Origin of the sequence: Streptomyces sp. R302, from assembly GCF_012927245.1 — a bacterium.
GTDB lineage: Bacteria > Actinomycetota > Actinomycetes > Streptomycetales > Streptomycetaceae > Streptomyces.
Genome location: NZ_JABBGE010000013.1, coordinates 73,478 through 89,177 on the forward strand (window position 1 = coordinate 73,478; position 15,700 = coordinate 89,177).

A 15,700-nucleotide genomic window follows, 5' to 3' on the forward strand; every position below is an offset into this window, starting at 1 on the left:
GGATGTCCGCGATGACGGGATGGTGGTCACGGCGCAGCGTGGCCGGGAAGGTCGAGCTGTACACCCGGTGGACCTTCCACCTCATGGCGCCGGTCGAGCTCCTCGCCCTGGGCAGCGTGCCGCTGGGCCGGGGGCAGCGGGGCGACCTCGGCCTGGGCGCCACGCTCGGCCTCGTCGGCTGGGTGGTCGCCCACTCCGTGCTCTGCACGGTGGTCGCCTCCCGCGGCATCGACCACACCTCGGGCACCCGGGACCGGCCCGTCCGGCTGGCCGTCGCGCTCGCGGTCACCACCGCCCTCGCCGACCTCGCCGTCACCGGCCTGTGGACGGCCGGGGCCCTGTCCGACGGCTCCCTCGTCGCCGCGTTCACCGTCGTCACCTCGGTCTTCACCACCGGTGCGCTCGTCCTCTGCGTGGACCGCGTGCGGCACATGCTGGGCCTGGTCGCCGGCGTCGCGGCGGTGGCCGCCCTGCCCCTCGTCCTCTTCGGCCGCGTCCCGGAGGGGCTCGTCACCCTGGTCGGTGTCTTCCTCGCGGGCGGGGGGTACGCCGCGGCCTGCGGCTTCTCCTCCTGGCTCCTGCGGGTCGTCCAGGAGCTGGAGCGGTCCCGCGACCTGAAGGCCCGGCTCGCCGTCGCCGAGGAGCGGCTCCGCTTCGGCCGCGACCTCCACGACGTCATGGGCCGCAACCTCTCGGTGATCGCGCTCAAGAGCGAGCTGGCCGTCCAGCTCGCCCGGCGCGGCCGCCCGGAGAGCGTGGACCAGATGGTCGAGGTCCAGCGGATAGCCCAGGAGTCCCAGCGGGAGGTCCGCGAGGTCGTCCGCGGCTACCGGGAGGCCGATCTGCGGATCGAGCTGGAGGGCGCCCGCGGGGTCCTGGACGCCGCGGGCATCGACTGCGCCGTCGACGCCCCCGCCGTCGACCTGCCCGACGGGGTGCAGTCCGCGCTCGGCTGGGTCGTCCGCGAGACGACCACCAACGTGCTGCGGCACGGCGACGCCCGCAACTGCGTGATCACCCTGCGGCGGACGGCGGACGAGGTACTGCTGACGGTCGAGAACGACGGGGCCGCGATACGGGACGGGGCCGGCGCCCCCGGGCGTACCGGCTCCGGCCTCGCCGGGCTGCGCGAACGGCTCGGGGCGGTGGACGGCACCCTGGAGGCCGGGCTCGCGGACCCGCACTCCTTCCGCGTCACCGCCCGGGTGCCGCTGGCCGTGCCGGAACACGCCGGTACCCGACAGGAGAAGGAGACGGTCGCGTGAGCGAGCCCGTACGCGTCCTGCTCGCCGACGACGAGCATCTGATCCGGGGCGCGCTCGCCGCCCTGCTCGCCCTGGAGGACGACCTGGTCGTCGTCGCGGAGGCCGCGACCGGGCCCGAGGCGCTCGCGATGGCGCGCGCCCACCGGCCCGACGTCGCCGTCCTCGACCTGCAGATGCCGGGGGCGGATGGTGTGACGGTGGCCACATCGATCCGGGACGAACTCCCGGACTGCCGCACGATGATCGTGACCAGCCACGGCCGCCCCGGCCACCTCAAGCGGGCCCTCGCGGCGGGCGTCCGCGGCTTCGCCCCGAAGACCGTCAGCGCCCAGCGGCTGGCCGAGCTGATCCGTACCGTGCACGCCGGAAACCGTTATGTGGACCCGGAGTTGGCGGCCGACGCGATCGCCGCCGGGGACTCCCCGCTGACCGCCCGGGAGGCCGAGGTGCTCGAACTCGCCACCGACGGCGCCCCCGTCGCGGAGATCGCCCGACGGGCCGCACTCTCCCCCGGAACGGTCCGGAACTACCTCTCCTCCGCCGCCGCGAAACTCGGTGCGGAGAACCGTCACGCGGCAGTGCGTCTCGCGCGCTCCAAAGGTTGGGTATAGTTAGCAGCGCGCTACGGCGCATGCGGACGTGGCTCAGTTGGTAGAGCATCACCTTGCCAAGGTGAGGGTCGCGAGTTCGAATCTCGTCGTCCGCTCAGAGTGAAGGCCCCGGTTCATCGAACCGGGGCCTTCGTCGTGTGCGCGGCCGGAGGCGCGCCGGAGCCGTACAGGCCCCCAGGGAGGGGACCCGGACGGCTCGGCTCGGCTAGAAGCTGTCGGACCAGGACTTGCCGGTCAGCAGCTCGTACGCCTCCAGGTACTTGGCGCGGGTGGCGTCCACGATCTCCTGCGGGAGGGGCGGCGGCGGCTGCTCGCTCTTGCGGTCCCAGCCCGAGGCCGGGGAGGTCAGCCAGTTCCGCACGAACTGCTTGTCGTACGAGGGCTGGGCGCGGCCCGGCTGCCACTGGTCGGCCGGCCAGAAGCGGGAGGAGTCCGGGGTCAGCACCTCGTCGGCGAGGACCAGGGTCCCGCCGTCGAAGCCGAACTCGAACTTGGTGTCGGCGAGGATGATGCCCCGCTCGCGGGCGATGTCCCGGGCCCGGCCGTAGACGGCGAGGGTGGTCTGGCGCAGCAGGGCGGCGGTCTCGGCGCCGACCTGACGGGCCACCTCCTCGTAGGAGACGTTCTCGTCGTGGTCGCCGACGGCGGCCTTGGTCGCCGGGGTGAAGATCGGCGCGGGCAGCTCGGAGCCGTCGGTCAGCCCCTCGGGGAGCGCGAGGCCGCAGACCGTGCGGGACTCGTCGTACTCGACCAGGCCGGAGCCGGTCAGGTAGCCGCGGGCGACGCACTCGACGGGGATCATGTCGAGGGACTTGCAGACGAGGGTGCGGCCCGCCCAGTCGGCGGGGGCGCCGGCCGGCAGCTCGGTGGAGAGGACGTGGTGGGGGACCAGGTCGGAGAGCTGGTCGAACCACCACAGGGAGAGCTGGGTGAGGACGCGGCCCTTGTCCGGGATCTCGGTGGGCAGCACCCAGTCGTACGCGGACATGCGGTCGCTCGCCACCATCACGAGCTCGCCGGCCTCGTTCCGGTACAGGTCACGCACCTTGCCCGTGTGCAGGTGGGTGAGACCCGGAACCTCGACGGGCTCGGGCTTTTCTACGAATCCGGACACGGTTCCTCCGCGTAGGTTGATCCAGGAACAGTCCGATTCTCTCGCACATGCGGCCGGGCCGGGTCGCCGGGCCCCTCGCAGCCGCCGGCCGGCGGCTTCTCCTGGTCAGTCCCTCTTACAGATGCGGTCGAGGAGGTTGGCGGTGGCGCGCTGGACGCGGGTGTCGACATGGCCCGGCCGGTCCAGCGCGGGTGACCAGGCGAAGGTGCCGGAGGCGAAGATCCAGGCGCCCGAGGGTGCCCGGTAGAGGCTGGTCTCCTGGTGGCGCAGCGCCCCGTCGCCGTCCCGATAGGGGGAGTGGGCGAGCAGGATGCGGTTCTCGTGCTCGGGGAGCGGGGTGCGCGGGAAGTAGCGGTCGGCCTCGCCGGCGACGAGGCCGGGCAGCTCGTCGCCGTCGCCGGCGCCGGTGGCCTCCCAGAGCCAGTGCTCGGCGTTCCGCACGACGAGCGGGTGCGGTTCGGGCACCCGTCCCGCGTACTGGATGCCGAGGAGCTGCTGCTCGGGGCGGTCGACCTCGCGCCACAGGACGGGGCGGCCGGGGCCACGGCGCTTGCGGCAGGTCAGCAGCCGGTCCGGCACGCCGGACGGCGAGGGGCCGAGCTCCACCTGCCAGTACATGGTGTTGGCGGAGAGGAAGACGAGCGAGGTGCCCTGGTCGCGGGCGCGCTCGGCGGCCTTCCGCATCGGCGCCGACCAGTACTCGTCGTGGCCGGGGAAGACCAGGCCCCGGTAGCGGGTGGGGTCGATCCGGCCGGCGTGCAGGTCGCGGGTCTCGGCGTAGGCGAGGTCGTAGCCGTACCGCTCCGCCCAGCGGATGAAGTCGTAGGCGTGGCCGACGTGCAGGGGCAGGCCGGCGCCCGCGTACGGCCGGTCGAAGGAGACGGTGGTGGCGGCGTCCTCCTCGCCGAGCAGTCGGCCCTCCTCGTCCCAGGCGTGGTAGAGGCTGGCGCCGGTGCGGCCGTCCTCCGGGTAGAGGTTGTACGCCTGCCAGGTGAAGTCCGGCAGGACGAGGAGGAGGTCCGCGGGGTGGGAGTCCCGCACCGTGAAGGGGATGTGGGAGCGGAAGCCGTCGGCGGTGGTGAGGACGGCGACGTACGCGCCGATCGTCCAGTAGCTCGGGACCTGGAGCCGCCAGGACTGCCACCAGTGGTGGCAGGAGACCGTGCGGTCGGCGGTGAGCGGGGGCGGCTGGACGATCCCGGAGAGCCGGGGACTCGTGGTGATCTTCGCGGCGCCGTCACCGCCGTAGTGCCCGATCCGGTAGACGTCGACCGAGAACGACTGCGGCGGGTCCACGGTGACGTGGAAGTCGATCGACTCGCCGGGCGCGACGGCGCCTCCGGAGGCGAAGCCCTTGATCTGCCGGCGCACGTCGTCGGCGGTCCGCGGGCCTCCGGCGCCACCCCCGCCGCCGCCCCCGGCCAGGGTCTCGTCCGCGTACCAGGGCACCAGCTGCCCCGTGTCGTCGAAGTAGTTGTCCGACCCGCGCAGCCAGGGCAGTGGGCCCTGCCCGAAGGGATCGGAGACGGCGTGCGCGAGCGCGCCCGACTCCCAGCGCCTGATCTGCTCCGCCCCCATGCCGCGCCCTCCCTCGACTCCCCCGGCCGGTGCCAGCGGCTCCTGCCCGCGAGTGGTGCCCCGGTCAGTGCCACTCCCCAGCACATCACATAACGCACGCGGATCGTCACCGTTCGTCGTGAATCGACAAAGGTGGAACACGACCGTCCGGTAGTTCGGGCCGATGGAAGGGGCGGATCAGAGGAGGCGGATCAGAGGAGGCGGACCGGCTTCTCGGGGCGTACGCCCGTCGTGGCCAGCCAGGCCCGCAGGGGCGCCGGGTCGCCCTCCTCCACCAGGGCCAGGACGTGCGGGGTGAGGTCCGTGGCCCGTACGCCGTCCACCAGCAGGGCCGGGCCGTCGAGCCAGTCCAGGCCCGGCGCGGCGCCGGTGGTGTCGACGGCGGCGCAGCAGACCAGCGCGGTCACGTGGTCGGCGAGGAGGTCGCGGCCGGTGCGGGGCGGGAGCAGCGGGCAGAGCGGCCAGGGGCCGTCCGGGCCGGAGAAGCCGGCGGCGCCGGCCGTGATCCGGGCCTCCCGCTCGGCGTCCTCGCGCGCCACCCGGGCGCTGAGCGCGGCGGCGAGCGTGTCGGCGGCGGGGTTGCTCACCTCGTCGTCCACGGGCACGGGGTGCTCGTCCCGCGGCGGCACGGGGTGCTCGTCCGCCGACGCTCCTGGGTGCTCGTCCTGCGCGGTCGTCAGGTCGGTCCCGGTCGGCAGGTGGGCCGCGTCCGGCAGCTGGGTCTCGGTCGTCAGGTGGGTCTCGGTCGTCAGGTGGGTCTCGGTCGTCAGGTGGGTGAGGACGCGGGTGAGCGTCGGGGCCTCGGCGGCGTCGGCCTCCTCGGGTCCGGTGGCGGCCGCCAGGCGGTCGAGGACCTCGTGGAGCCGGGCCGCGTCGGCCCGCCACTTCCGGTCGACGACCTCCTCCGGGTAGCGGCTCCACTCGACCGGCGCCCAGTCCGGGCCCGGCTCGGCGGGGCCGCCGTGGAAGAGCCGGGCGGCGAGCAGCGAGGCGGCCTCGTCCACGGCCCCGGGCTCCTCCAGGAGGTCGCAGGCCGGGCGCTCGCCGAGCCGGGAGGAGAAGCCCTCCGCGAGCCGGTCGCGGCGGGAGAGTTCGGTGAGGGCGGAGACCACGCCCGCGTCGAGCCCGGACGGCCAGCGGCCCATCCGCCAGGCGGGCAGCGCGACCCGGGTGAGGAGCCGGTCCCAGCCCGCGTACGCGAGCCCCACCTGCTCCTGGGCGACGATCCGGGTCCCCTGGTCCACGGCCTGCGCGCGCTCGGATCCGGCGGCGGCGACGCCGCGCTCCATCTCGGCGGCGTGCGTGCCGCAGGCCCGCAGCAGCAGCCGGGCCACCCGCCCGACGCCCCGGGCGCCGAACCGGCGCAGCGGGCCGAGACCGGGCTCGTCCGGGACGGCGACGGCGGCGTCGAGCCCGCGGACGAAGCGGCGGGCGGCGGCTATGTCGGGGTCGGCGGCCGGGCCGGTGCCGGCGACGACCGGCGCGAGGACCGCGCGCAGCTCGCCCACCCGCATCCACCACAGGAACGGGGAGCCTATGACGAGGACCGGCGAGCCGGTCGCGCCGGCCTGCCGGTGCGACCGGTGCGAACGGTCCTCCAGCCAGCTGTCGCAGTCCGGGGTCAGGGCTATCGCGGCGGGCGCGGGCACGCCGAGCCGGTCGGCGAGGTCCCGCACGAGGCGGTGGAGGTCGGGGGCGGCGGTCTCGGGGAGCTCCACCGTCGGCGTCACGGCCGGGCGGGCGCGGGCGACGACGAGGGCGACGGCCGCGGCGGCGAGCAGGACGAGGACCGCGAGGACGGTGACGATCCAGCGGGCGGTGGTCCACCCCGTACCCGTGAAGTGGCCGGTGACCTCACCCGCGTACAGCACCACGGCGACGGCGGCGGGGAGGATGGCGGCGCCGAGCGCCCGTCCGCGGATGCGCAGGACGGCGAGGGCGCGGGAGCGTGCGGCCCGCACGCCCCACTCCTCGCCGAGGCCGCTGTCGCTGCCGCCGTTTCCGAAGCCGCTGCCGGACACGCCGTACCTCACCCCCTCTCCCCGTCCTGGACGGGACTACCCGTGGCGGTGTTGCTCACTCCCCCACTGTGGCACCCGTCACCGACATCGCAATGCCGATGGGCCAAGTGCCGGAACGCCTGCGCCGCACCCTAGTTGGGGCTTCGGCGGGCGTCATCCAGATGGCCGAGTCGTCACTCGATCGAATGGCTTTGGGTAAAGGTGGTGCCGGTGGCGCGGCCGGTCGCTTGACTTCCCGGCCGCGCCCTCGCTCCCGTACGGCTCAGGCCTGTGCGGCCTTCAGCGCGATGTCCGTACGGTGCTGCGAACCGTCAAGGCGGATGCGGCCGACTGCCGCGTAGGCGCGCTCGCGGGCCTCGGCCAGGTCCGAACCGGTGGCGGTGACGGACAGCACCCGGCCGCCCGCGCTGACGACCGCGTCGCCATCCCGCCTGGTGCCCGCGTGGAGCACGTACGCGTGCGGGGCGTCCTGCTCCGCGACCTCGGCGAGGCCCTCGATGGGGTCGCCGGTGCGCGGGGTGTCCGGGTAGTTGTGCGAGGCGACGACCACGGTGACGGCGGCCTCGTCGCGCCAGGCCAGCGGGGCCTGGTCGGCGAGGGTGCCGTTCGCGGAGTGCAGCAGCACGCCGGCGAGCGGGGTCTTCAGGCGGGCGAGGACGACCTGCGTCTCGGGGTCGCCGAAGCGGGCGTTGAACTCGATGACCCGGACGCCGCGGCTGGTGATCGCCAGACCGGCGTACAGCAGGCCGGAGAAGGGGGTGCCGCGGCGGCGCAGCTCGTCGACGGTCGGCTGGAGGACGGTCTCCATGACCTCGTCGACCAGCTTCGGGTCGGCCCACGGCAGCGGCGAGTAGGCGCCCATGCCGCCGGTGTTGGGGCCCTCGTCGCCGTCGAGCGCGCGCTTGAAGTCCTGCGCGGGCTGGAGCGGGAGGACGGTGGTGCCGTCGCAGATCGCGAAGAGGGAGACCTCGGGGCCGTCCAGGTACTCCTCGATGACCACGCGGTCGCAGGCCAGCGCATGGGCGCGGGCCACCTCGACGTCGCCGGTCACGACGACGCCCTTGCCGGCCGCGAGACCGTCGTCCTTGACGACGTACGGCGCGCCGAAGGCGTCGAGGGCCTCGTCGATCTCGGCGGGGGTGGTGCAGACGTAGCTGCGGGCGGTCGGCACGCCGGCGCCGGCCATGACGTCCTTGGCGAACGCCTTGGAGCCCTCCAGGAGCGCCGCCTCCTGGGAGGGGCCGAAGACCGGGATGCCGACGGCGCGGACGGCGTCGGCGACACCCGCGACGAGCGGGGCCTCCGGGCCGACGACGACCAGGTCGGCGCCGAGCCCGGTGGCGAGCGCGGCGACCGCGCCGCCGTCCAGCTGGTCGACGGGGTGCAGCTCGGCGACCTCGGCGATTCCGGCGTTGCCGGGCGCGCAGTGCAGAGCGGTGACGTCGGGATCGAGGGAGAGAGAGCGGCACAGGGCATGTTCGCGGGCGCCGCCGCCGATGACGAGGACCTTCACGCCAGCCAGGGTAGCCCGATGGCCGGGAAGCTCCTTGTGCGGGCCACCGAGCGAGACGTCCCTAGTCGTTCGTGTATTCCTCCACAACAGTGGCGCCGAGCTCGCGCACGATCAGCTCGTGCCCGGAGAGCGCCGACTCCACGAGGTCCGGATCGTCCTCCTCCGGCACGTCGTCCTCGGGCGCCACGGGCTGCGGCTGCGGCGGCCGCTGCTGTACGGGCGCGGGCGCCGGAGCCTGCGCGGGCGCGGGCTGCGCGTGCGCGACGGGCGGAGCCTGTACGGGGGCGGGCGCGGCGGCGGGGGCGGGAGCGGGCGCGGGCGGGGCCGGGGGCCGACCGCTTCCGCCTCCGCCACCGCTGAAGCCGCCGCCTCCGCCGAAGCCGCTGCCGCCGCCGAAGCCTCCGCCGCCGCCTCCGCCCGAGAAGTTCCCTCCCGGGCTGCCGGCGCCGGGCGGGGGCGCGGAGCCGCCCGACGGGTCGACGATCGCCTCGATCTTCCACTGCACGTTGAACTGCTCGGCGAGGGCGGCCTTGAGGACGTCCTCGCTGCCGCTGCTCGCGAAGTTGTCCCGCGCGCCGGCGTTGAGGAAGCCGATCTGGAGCGTGGTGCCGTCGAAACCGGCCACCTGCGCGTTCTGACTCAGCAGGATCCAGGTGAAGCGGCGGCGGTTCTTGACCGCTTCGAGGATCGACGGCCACATGTTCCGCACCTGAGCGGCACCGGCGGCCATGTCGCCGGCGGGAGCGGGCGCGGCGGCCGGGGACGGGGGCGGAGTGGGCGCGGCCGCGGGTGCGGGCGCGGCGGGGGCCGGGGCTCCGGCGGTCGGCCACCCGCCGGGCCGCGCGGCGCCGGGCCAGGCACCGGGCTGCGGCGCCTGCGGCGACTGCTGCACGGGGGCGGCGGGGGCAGGTGCCGGTGCCGGGGTGGGTGCGGGGCTCGGGGGCAGGGGCGGCGGGGCGATCGGCGTATGGGCGTCGGGCCCGGGGACGTACCCCATCGGCGGCCCGGCGGGCGGGGCCGGCGTGAAGACGGCGGCGGCGGGCGCGCTCTGGGCGCCGCGCTCCAGCCGGTCGAGCCGGGCGAGCAGCGACCGCTCGTCGTCGAAGGCGGCGGGCAGCAGCACGCGCGCGCAGATCAGCTCCAGCTGGAGGCGCGGCGAGGTGGCACCGCGCATCTCGGTCAGCCCCTCGTTGACGAGGTCGGCGGCGCGGCTCAGCTCGGCGGCGCCGAACACGGACGCCTGCGCCTGCATCCGCTCCACGACATCGGCGGGCGCGTCGATGAGCCCCTTCTCGCCGGCGTCGGGCACGGCCGCGAGGATCACGAGGTCCCGCAGCCGCTCCAGCAGGTCGGCGACGAAGCGGCGGGGGTCGTTGCCGCCCTCGATGACGCGGTCGACGACCTCGAAGGCGGCGGCGCCGTCGCCCGAGGCGAAGGCGTCGACGACGGAGTCGAGCAGCGACCCGTCCGTATAGCCGAGGAGCGAGGTCGCCATGGCATACGTCACACCCTCCTCGCCCGCACCGGCGAGGAGCTGGTCCATCACGGACATGGAGTCACGGACGGACCCGGCACCGGCGCGCACGACGAGCGGCAGCACGCCGTCGTCGACGGGAATGCCCTCCCGCCCGCACACCTCGCCCAGGTACTCCCGGAGCGTCCCCGGAGGCACGAGCCGGAAGGGATAGTGGTGCGTCCGGGAACGGATGGTCCCGATGACCTTCTCGGGCTCGGTCGTCGCGAAGATGAACTTGAGGTGCTCCGGCGGCTCCTCGACCACCTTGAGCAGGGCGTTGAACCCCGCCGAGGTGACCATGTGGGCCTCGTCGATGATGTAGATCTTGTACCGGCTGGAGGCGGGCCCGAAGAAGGCCTTCTCCCGCAGGTCACGAGCGTCGTCGACACCACCGTGCGAGGCGGCGTCGATCTCGATGACGTCGATGGACCCCGGTCCGTTGCGCGCGAGGTCCCGACAGGACTGGCACTCGCCGCACGGCGTCGGCGTCGGCCCCTGCTCGCAGTTCAGGCACCGCGCGAGGATCCGCGCACTGGTCGTCTTGCCGCACCCGCGGGGCCCGCTGAACAGGTACGCGTGATTGACCCGGTTGTTCCGCAGGGCCTGCTGCAACGGGTCGGTGACATGCTCCTGCCCGATGACCTCGGCGAAGGACTCGGGGCGGTAGCGGCGGTACAGCGCGAGAGACGACACGTATACGAGGGTATCGGCGCCCACCGACAACCCGGGAAAACCCACCGGGCCCGCAGAACGCAAGCGCCCCCCACGCACCCGCCAGAGCCGACCTACCCTTGCTGCCTTCCGGCCCTGGGGGAGTTCAGTCAGATAGCGCCGCGTGAGGGGCTCCGCCCAGCCTACCCGATCCGAACCCCCACACCAGCCCTCCCTCCCACCCACTCCTCTCCCCCGCCCTCCCCCGCCCTCCCCCTCGTGGATCACGTTCGCGAGCACCCTCCGCGGTCATGTAATGTTCTCCACGGAGGATTCGCCTAGAGGCCTAGGGCGCACGCTTGGAAAGCGTGTTGGGGGCAACCCCTCACGAGTTCGAATCTCGTATCCTCCGCAGCCGCCTAAACAGGCGAAACGAAGGTCCCGACCGCACAGCGGCCGGGACCTTCGTCGTTCCGTGGTTGCGGTTGCCAGCCCGGATCCGACTCCACGTCGTCCTCTGAGGCTGAAGCGCAGTGTGGCCCTGCCTGGATCCCGGCAGGGCCACACTGCTGTTCGAGGGACGGAGTCAGGTCACCGACTCCGTCACGGCCGGAGTGAAGACCAGTGCGATGACCAGCTGGAGGACCAGTCCGGCTCCGACCATCACCATCGCTGCTCGGGTGAGCGAGGTGATGGGACGGTGCACGAGCCACAGTGAGGCAGCGATCACGCCGGCCGCGATCACGCTCAGAGTGGTCCCCAAATACCAGCTGACCGGGGCGGCGGCGATGCCCGCTGCAGCCAGCAGCACGGCCGCGAGGTCGAGGGGGGCAAGCCGCCGGCGGTTGGTGTGCTCCATGACAGTCCTCGCGCTTCCTTCTTCTCCGCTACAGATGCCCTGCCGGCCTACGCGGTCAGCTCAGGGTGCAGGAGGCCCGCTGGGAGTACAGGCCCGTCGCGCCGCCCCGGATCTGCCCGCACTCGCTGGTGCTGTAACCGTACTGGCCGATTCCGAAGGTGAACTTCTGCTTGGTGTACTGCCGGACCTCCCAGCCGACGTTCCGGCTGCCCGCTCCGTCGTTGCCCGAGTAGCTCCACCCCGGGGTCGCGGTCTCGCCTCCCCGGTCATAGACCTTGTAGCTGGTGATCTTGCCGCCGCTCCCGCACCACTCCAGACCCTGCCACCAGGTGTACACGGTGTTGCCGGCGGCCGCCTTCTTGCCCCACCGCTGCCAGGTGTTCCAGCACCCCAGGGCGCCGGCCTCGCTCTTGGCGCCCGGGACGGCCTGGATCTCGGTCTTCAGCAGCACGGTCTTGACCGGCTTGGTGCTGTGCTCCATGGCCTCCTTCTCGGCCCCGGAGAGGCCGGCGTACGCCTGCTCCGGGTTGCCCGAGTCGAAGACCCGCTGAGCGATCTTCAGGCCGTCGAGCTGGGACTCATCGGCCTGGGCGGCCGGGGCGACGGCCCCGAGTGTGACCGCCACGGCCGCGGTGGCTATTGCGACGCGGATCTTCCGCATGGTTCTCCTCCTGCTTGGTCGAGGCAGGGGGGAGCACATGAGAACTGAAGTTCCCACCCCCCGTGGAACGACGATCACGTTTCCACGGTTTGTGGTGTTGCGTCAATTAACTTCTGTGATTGAGACGAAAGTTGTGGTTTGGAGGCTTTGATTCCGATTTGTCAGGAGTGCGGAACTCGCGAGGTGTTCACGGAAGTGACCGTCACCCCGGCGGAGTTGAAGGCTTCGGCTTCCACCGGGTCAGCGCCGGAGGGCCACCAGGCGAAGAAGTAGCCATTCGCCGTCGTGGCCGTGACGTGGCGGCCGTCCGAAGTGCCGACGGTGACCTTGACCACGTCGGAGGAGACCCGGCCGTACACGTAGCGGGCGGCGTCCTCGCCGTTGGTCTTGCCGCCGTTGCCGGCGACCGAAAGCTTCTCCCCGCCACTCAGGCCCGGAACCTCGCTGCGGCCGGCCATCAGACTGTCCGTACCGTCGAGGCACACGCCCGCGCTGTTGTCGTTGCCGAGCATGACCGCCGTGATCTCGCCGCGGCGTTCCGCCAGGACCGGCGACAGCTTTCCGGTGCCCACGGGCCCCATCGAGCCGTCCGGAAGCCTCTGCTCGCATGAGGCGGCGAGCGAGGTGGTGTCGCTGAGCCGGACCGCGTCCGGCACAGCGGTCCACGAGGCGTAGGCGCTGTCGGAGCCGGCGAGCAGGCCGATCGCCGTCCACGCGCAGACGCCCGCCGCGACGGTTCCCGCCGCGATGCCCAGCCGCAGGCGACGGCTCGGAGCGCGCCGTGCTCGCGGGACCCCGCGGGGGGTGGCTTCCGCTTCTCGGACCAGGGCGGCCCTGAGCTGTTCCTTCCGCATCGCGGGCAGGGAGCGGGCGGGGGGCAGGTCGTGGGGACTCATACGGCGGCTCCAGGGAGTTGACGTGCGGGCGGCTGGAACAGGGCGGCGTCCTCACGCAGGTGCCGCAGCCTGTGGCGGGCCCGGGACAGGCGGGAGCGCACGGTTCCCACGGGAATGTCCAGGGCTGCGGCGGTCGCGGCGTAGTCGAGTTCACCGAAGACATGCAGTTCGATGACGTCACGCTCATGGCGGGGAAGCGCGCGCAGATGCTCGCGCACCTGCCGCATCCGTTCCTCGTCGTCCATCCTGTGCGCTACGGCATCCGCGATGTCCGGCTCGTGCGGCGGGTCGGGCAGGCGTCCGAGCGCCGCCCGGTAGCGGCTGATCGAGCGGTGATGCTTCTGGGTGATGCGATGGGCGAGGCCGAAGAGCAGCGGCAGCGCCGAGTCGCCGTCCACCGTCAGCCGCTCCCTCAGCCGCCATGCCTCCAGGAACACCACCGAGACCAGGTCATCGGCCTCGGACCAGGAAGCTGTGCGGCGGAAACAGTAGGTGTAGACGGCGTCCGCGTGTCGGGCGAAGAGCCACCCGAGCGCGTCCGCGTCGCCTGCTGCGCACTCGGCCCACAAGCGGCGGTCGTCCGTCTGTGTGGCTGGTGCCTCGAAACTGTTCACACCCCCATATACCCGCGGCCGTCGGATGAGTTCCCGCGTGGTGGAACGCCGTTGCCTCCCGTTGCCGGTGATCCGCCTACCACTCGTCCGTGTCGCCGTACTTCCCCGGATGCCGTGCGCGGTCCACAGCCTGTGCGCACGCCTCGGCGAAGGCCGCTTCCACGGCTGTCCTGTCCGTGCCGCGGGCGCGGGCTTCGACCTCCTGACCCTCGCCGGGGCGGCGAGCGGTGCGCCAGGCCGAGGCGCGATCGGTGTAGCGGCCGGTCTCGAACTCCCAGACCGGCACCGACCACTGTTCGGGCACGCCGGTCGCCGCACGTTCCCCGCCAGGGATGAACACGGCTCGGGCGGTCATGTCACGGCGCTCCGAGGCTCTGCGCGACAAGCCTTTCATCGGGTCGCTTGCTGCACGTCGGACGGCTCCCCGAGGGAGCGTCCGGCGTTGTCGACGATTTCCTTGTACGTCATGACCTCGACCCGGTTCACGTGCGTGTTGAACGTCCGTAGCGCTTCGTTGATGTCATGCTCCGGCACGTCCGGCTGGACGCCCGGATGACCGATCAGGACGATGGCGCTCGCTCGACGTGTCTCGATACCGAATTCTTCGAGGATCTGCCGGCGGTTCTCATCGAGCCCGACCAGGTAGTTGACCGCTTGGCCGACGGCGTCGTGTACCTCGGCGGTAGGGACCCAGGCTCCACGGTGTCGCTTCACCAGGGAACCCTTCATTCCCATGGCCCGCTTCAATTCGACGATGTGGAGACTTCCGTCGCCGCGGATCAGGGGGATGTCGACCTCGTCGCCGGGCACCAATCTGCGCTGTGCGGCTTCCCCGACGAAACGTCCGCCAAAGATCCAGTGCTGCCCTTCCAGCGCCCGCTGCAGGTCCAGCTCCGTGGCCGTACGATCCTCCGCCGCCCTGCGCAGGGCGGCCAGGCCGGCCGCGCGCCGCTGCAGCGCAGCCGCCCGCAGGATCATCCGGCCGTCCGGATCGGCGGCCAGGAGAGCCCATGTCTCCGGCGAGGCGGCGATCCGCCGAGCGGCTTCCTCCGGGTCCTCGATGTCGATCCGCTCCTGCAGCGCACGCTCCAGCCACACCGCGTGCTCCGCCCGGCCGCGGAAGAGGGAGTACCGCCCTGGCCGGCCTTCCGGCGCCACGAGATACCGCGCGTCGTGGCTGAGTGATGCGATATGGGCCAGCAGATCATCCACGTCCGCCCCGGGGTGCTGGTCCACGAACTCGCGCCCGGCATCGGCGGCGTACCTGAAATTGATCTCGAGTGCGCTCGCCACGAACTTCCGTAGGTTCTGGTTGCGTATACCGTCCTGGAAGAGCCGGTACCTCTCGCTGAAATCCGGCTGCAGGATCCGCTCCTCGGCGTAGTCCAGAGAGTCCTGAAGCAGCCGGACCACATCCCATTCGCCGGCCGAGGCCGCGTGTCCACGCGCCTCTTTCAAGAGTTGCGTGAGTTTCTTCCCGCCCCTGCGGTGACCACCGCGTCCGCTGCTCATGTGCTGGATCACAGACGCGACCGATTGTCTTACCTCGTCGCTCACCACCTGCTCGCGAACGTAGTCCAGTTGAAGGTGCAGCGAGAAGTCCGATCTGACAGCCATGCCGCGAAGTATGGCCAGGAGGTGTGACAGTTCCTCACGAGGCCGCCCGGCACACCCGTGCAAGGGGAGGCGGGAACGTCACCGTTCTGCGGGTGGAGACGCCTGCGAGGCAAGCTCTCCGGGACAAGGGTCCGGCCCTTCGTGCGGAGCCGCGCCCTCGGTCGAACACCCGTCACAGGTTCGTCGACGATCACCCCTGGGGGCGCCGGCCCTTCCGCCGCTCACGCGCTCCCGTGGCTGAGCTGCGGTTTCGTTCGGTGGGGTACGGCGGTATCCGGTCACGGATGGCCCGAAGCGTAGAGATTTCCTTCCGACCTTCCGGTCACCGGATCGGGCGGTGATCTGAACGAAATTACGTTCCTGCCGCATGCGGTGCGTAGTGGAGTCGGTACTTTCTGCGACGACCAGTCGGCCCCTAGCCACCGAGGAGTGCTCCATGGGCCAGTTGAAGAAGTCGATCACCGCGGCGGTCGTCGCGGCGGTCGTCGCGGAGCTGTTCTCGTCGGCAGTCTGAAGGACACCGATGGCGGCGACGGGCGCAACGTCTGCCTCCGCGCGAAGGTCGAGGCCTACGACTGGACGCGGCTCAAGGGCGTCCAGAAGAAGGCGGTCCACGTCGACCACGTGTTCTTCGACGGCGCGATGCCCGAGACCCACCAGGCGAAGATCCAGGCCTGCCGGGACCGGGACTCGCTCCGGCCGGACAACTGCTCGAAGCTCCGGGAGTTCCTCCGCTGACCTCGACCGCCCCAGGGGAGCCGCGCTCAGCGGCTCCCCTTTTTTC

General features: G+C 72.4%; 14 protein-coding genes, 2 tRNA genes and 1 other RNA gene. 5 read left to right on the top strand and 12 right to left on the bottom strand.

The genetic code is table 11. The features are described 5' to 3' along the window. Positions 1 to 2: 2 nt before the first annotated feature. From HHL19_RS32280 to HHL19_RS32290, 3 genes are all read left to right on the top strand, one after another. Positions 3 to 1,265, top strand: coding sequence for a histidine kinase (locus HHL19_RS32280; RefSeq protein WP_169093934.1), 1,263 nt, complete (start codon positions 3 to 5; stop codon positions 1,263 to 1,265). Beyond that, positions 1,262 to 1,876, top strand: a complete 615-nt coding sequence (locus HHL19_RS32285) for a response regulator transcription factor (protein WP_169093935.1) — start codon at positions 1,262 to 1,264, stop codon at positions 1,874 to 1,876. Before HHL19_RS32280 ends, HHL19_RS32285 begins: the two co-directional genes overlap by 4 nt. A 22-nt stretch (positions 1,877 to 1,898) precedes the next feature. Next, a tRNA-Gly gene (locus HHL19_RS32290) sits at positions 1,899 to 1,971 on the top strand. Between the two features lie 110 nt (positions 1,972 to 2,081). On the opposite strand, the gene HHL19_RS32295 is transcribed toward HHL19_RS32290, so the two are convergent. The 6 genes from HHL19_RS32295 to ffs all read right to left on the bottom strand — a co-directional run bounded on the left by HHL19_RS32295 (position 2,082) and on the right by ffs (position 10,466). Next, positions 2,082 to 2,990: a phosphoribosylaminoimidazolesuccinocarboxamide synthase gene (locus HHL19_RS32295; protein WP_169093936.1), complete on the bottom strand. Its 909-nt coding sequence runs from the start codon at positions 2,988 to 2,990 to the stop codon at positions 2,082 to 2,084. A gap of 105 nt (positions 2,991 to 3,095) precedes the next feature. After that, positions 3,096 to 4,568, bottom strand: coding sequence for a N,N-dimethylformamidase beta subunit family domain-containing protein (locus HHL19_RS32300; protein WP_169093937.1), 1,473 nt, complete (start codon positions 4,566 to 4,568; stop codon positions 3,096 to 3,098). Between the two features lie 191 nt (positions 4,569 to 4,759). Continuing rightward, positions 4,760 to 6,601, bottom strand: a complete 1,842-nt coding sequence (locus HHL19_RS32305) for a hypothetical protein (RefSeq protein WP_346768502.1) — start codon at positions 6,599 to 6,601, stop codon at positions 4,760 to 4,762. A gap of 250 nt (positions 6,602 to 6,851) precedes the next feature. Continuing rightward, positions 6,852 to 8,102 (bottom strand): phosphoribosylamine--glycine ligase, encoded by a 1,251-nt coding sequence (gene purD / locus HHL19_RS32310; protein ID WP_169093938.1) that lies wholly within the window; start codon positions 8,100 to 8,102, stop codon positions 6,852 to 6,854. 61 nt (positions 8,103 to 8,163) lie between these two features. Beyond that, positions 8,164 to 10,311 (bottom strand): DNA polymerase III subunit gamma and tau, encoded by a 2,148-nt coding sequence (locus HHL19_RS32315; protein WP_169093939.1) that lies wholly within the window; start codon positions 10,309 to 10,311, stop codon positions 8,164 to 8,166. 56 nt (positions 10,312 to 10,367) lie between these two features. Further along, positions 10,368 to 10,466, bottom strand: an RNA gene (ffs, locus tag HHL19_RS32320) — signal recognition particle sRNA small type. Positions 10,467 to 10,596: 130 nt separating this feature from the next. Here ffs and HHL19_RS32325 point away from each other — a divergent pair. Then, positions 10,597 to 10,681: transfer RNA gene (locus tag HHL19_RS32325), tRNA-Ser, on the top strand. A 174-nt stretch (positions 10,682 to 10,855) separates the two neighbouring features. Here the strand turns inward: HHL19_RS32325 and HHL19_RS32330 are convergent. From HHL19_RS32330 to HHL19_RS32355, 6 genes are all read right to left on the bottom strand, one after another. After that, a complete protein-coding gene (locus HHL19_RS32330) occupies positions 10,856 to 11,128 on the bottom strand; it encodes a hypothetical protein (RefSeq protein WP_169093940.1) in 273 nt (90 codons plus the stop codon). Positions 11,129 to 11,183: 55 nt separating this feature from the next. After that, positions 11,184 to 11,789: a hypothetical protein gene (locus HHL19_RS32335; RefSeq protein WP_169093941.1), complete on the bottom strand. Its 606-nt coding sequence runs from the start codon at positions 11,787 to 11,789 to the stop codon at positions 11,184 to 11,186. Between the two features lie 161 nt (positions 11,790 to 11,950). Next, positions 11,951 to 12,685 carry a hypothetical protein gene (locus HHL19_RS32340; protein WP_169093942.1) on the bottom strand — a complete coding sequence of 245 codons (735 nt, stop codon included), beginning with the start codon at positions 12,683 to 12,685 and terminating at the stop codon, positions 11,951 to 11,953. Continuing rightward, on the bottom strand, positions 12,682 to 13,299 hold the full coding sequence (locus HHL19_RS32345; RefSeq protein WP_169093943.1) for an RNA polymerase sigma factor: 618 nt from the start codon (positions 13,297 to 13,299) through the stop codon (positions 12,682 to 12,684). Before HHL19_RS32345 ends, HHL19_RS32340 begins: the two co-directional genes overlap by 4 nt. 76 nt (positions 13,300 to 13,375) lie before the next feature. After that, positions 13,376 to 13,654, bottom strand: coding sequence for a hypothetical protein (locus tag HHL19_RS32350; protein WP_240982016.1), 279 nt, complete (start codon positions 13,652 to 13,654; stop codon positions 13,376 to 13,378). A gap of 35 nt (positions 13,655 to 13,689) precedes the next feature. Beyond that, the gene (locus HHL19_RS32355; RefSeq protein ID WP_169093944.1) at positions 13,690 to 14,916 is read right to left on the bottom strand and encodes a Shedu anti-phage system protein SduA domain-containing protein; all 1,227 of its coding nucleotides are present in this window, start codon (positions 14,914 to 14,916) and stop codon (positions 13,690 to 13,692) included. 429 nt (positions 14,917 to 15,345) lie between these two features. On the opposite strand from HHL19_RS32355, the gene HHL19_RS32360 reads away from it, so the two are divergent. Next, on the top strand, positions 15,346 to 15,654 hold the full coding sequence (locus HHL19_RS32360) for a hypothetical protein (protein WP_240982017.1): 309 nt from the start codon (positions 15,346 to 15,348) through the stop codon (positions 15,652 to 15,654). The last annotated feature ends 46 nt before the right edge of the window (positions 15,655 to 15,700 follow it).

Coding starts and splice junctions, on each gene's coding strand:
- HHL19_RS32280 (WP_169093934.1), top strand. CDS start 3: ATGTCCGCGATGACGGGATGGTGGTCACGGCGCAGCGTGGCCGGGAAG.
- HHL19_RS32300 (WP_169093937.1), bottom strand. CDS start 4,568: ATGGGGGCGGAGCAGATCAGGCGCTGGGAGTCGGGCGCGCTCGCGCAC.
- HHL19_RS32330 (WP_169093940.1), bottom strand. CDS start 11,128: ATGGAGCACACCAACCGCCGGCGGCTTGCCCCCCTCGACCTCGCGGCC.
- HHL19_RS32335 (WP_169093941.1), bottom strand. CDS start 11,789: ATGCGGAAGATCCGCGTCGCAATAGCCACCGCGGCCGTGGCGGTCACA.
- HHL19_RS32340 (WP_169093942.1), bottom strand. CDS start 12,685: ATGAGTCCCCACGACCTGCCCCCCGCCCGCTCCCTGCCCGCGATGCGG.
- HHL19_RS32350 (WP_240982016.1), bottom strand. CDS start 13,654: ATGACCGCCCGAGCCGTGTTCATCCCTGGCGGGGAACGTGCGGCGACC.
- HHL19_RS32355 (WP_169093944.1), bottom strand. CDS start 14,916: ATGGCTGTCAGATCGGACTTCTCGCTGCACCTTCAACTGGACTACGTT.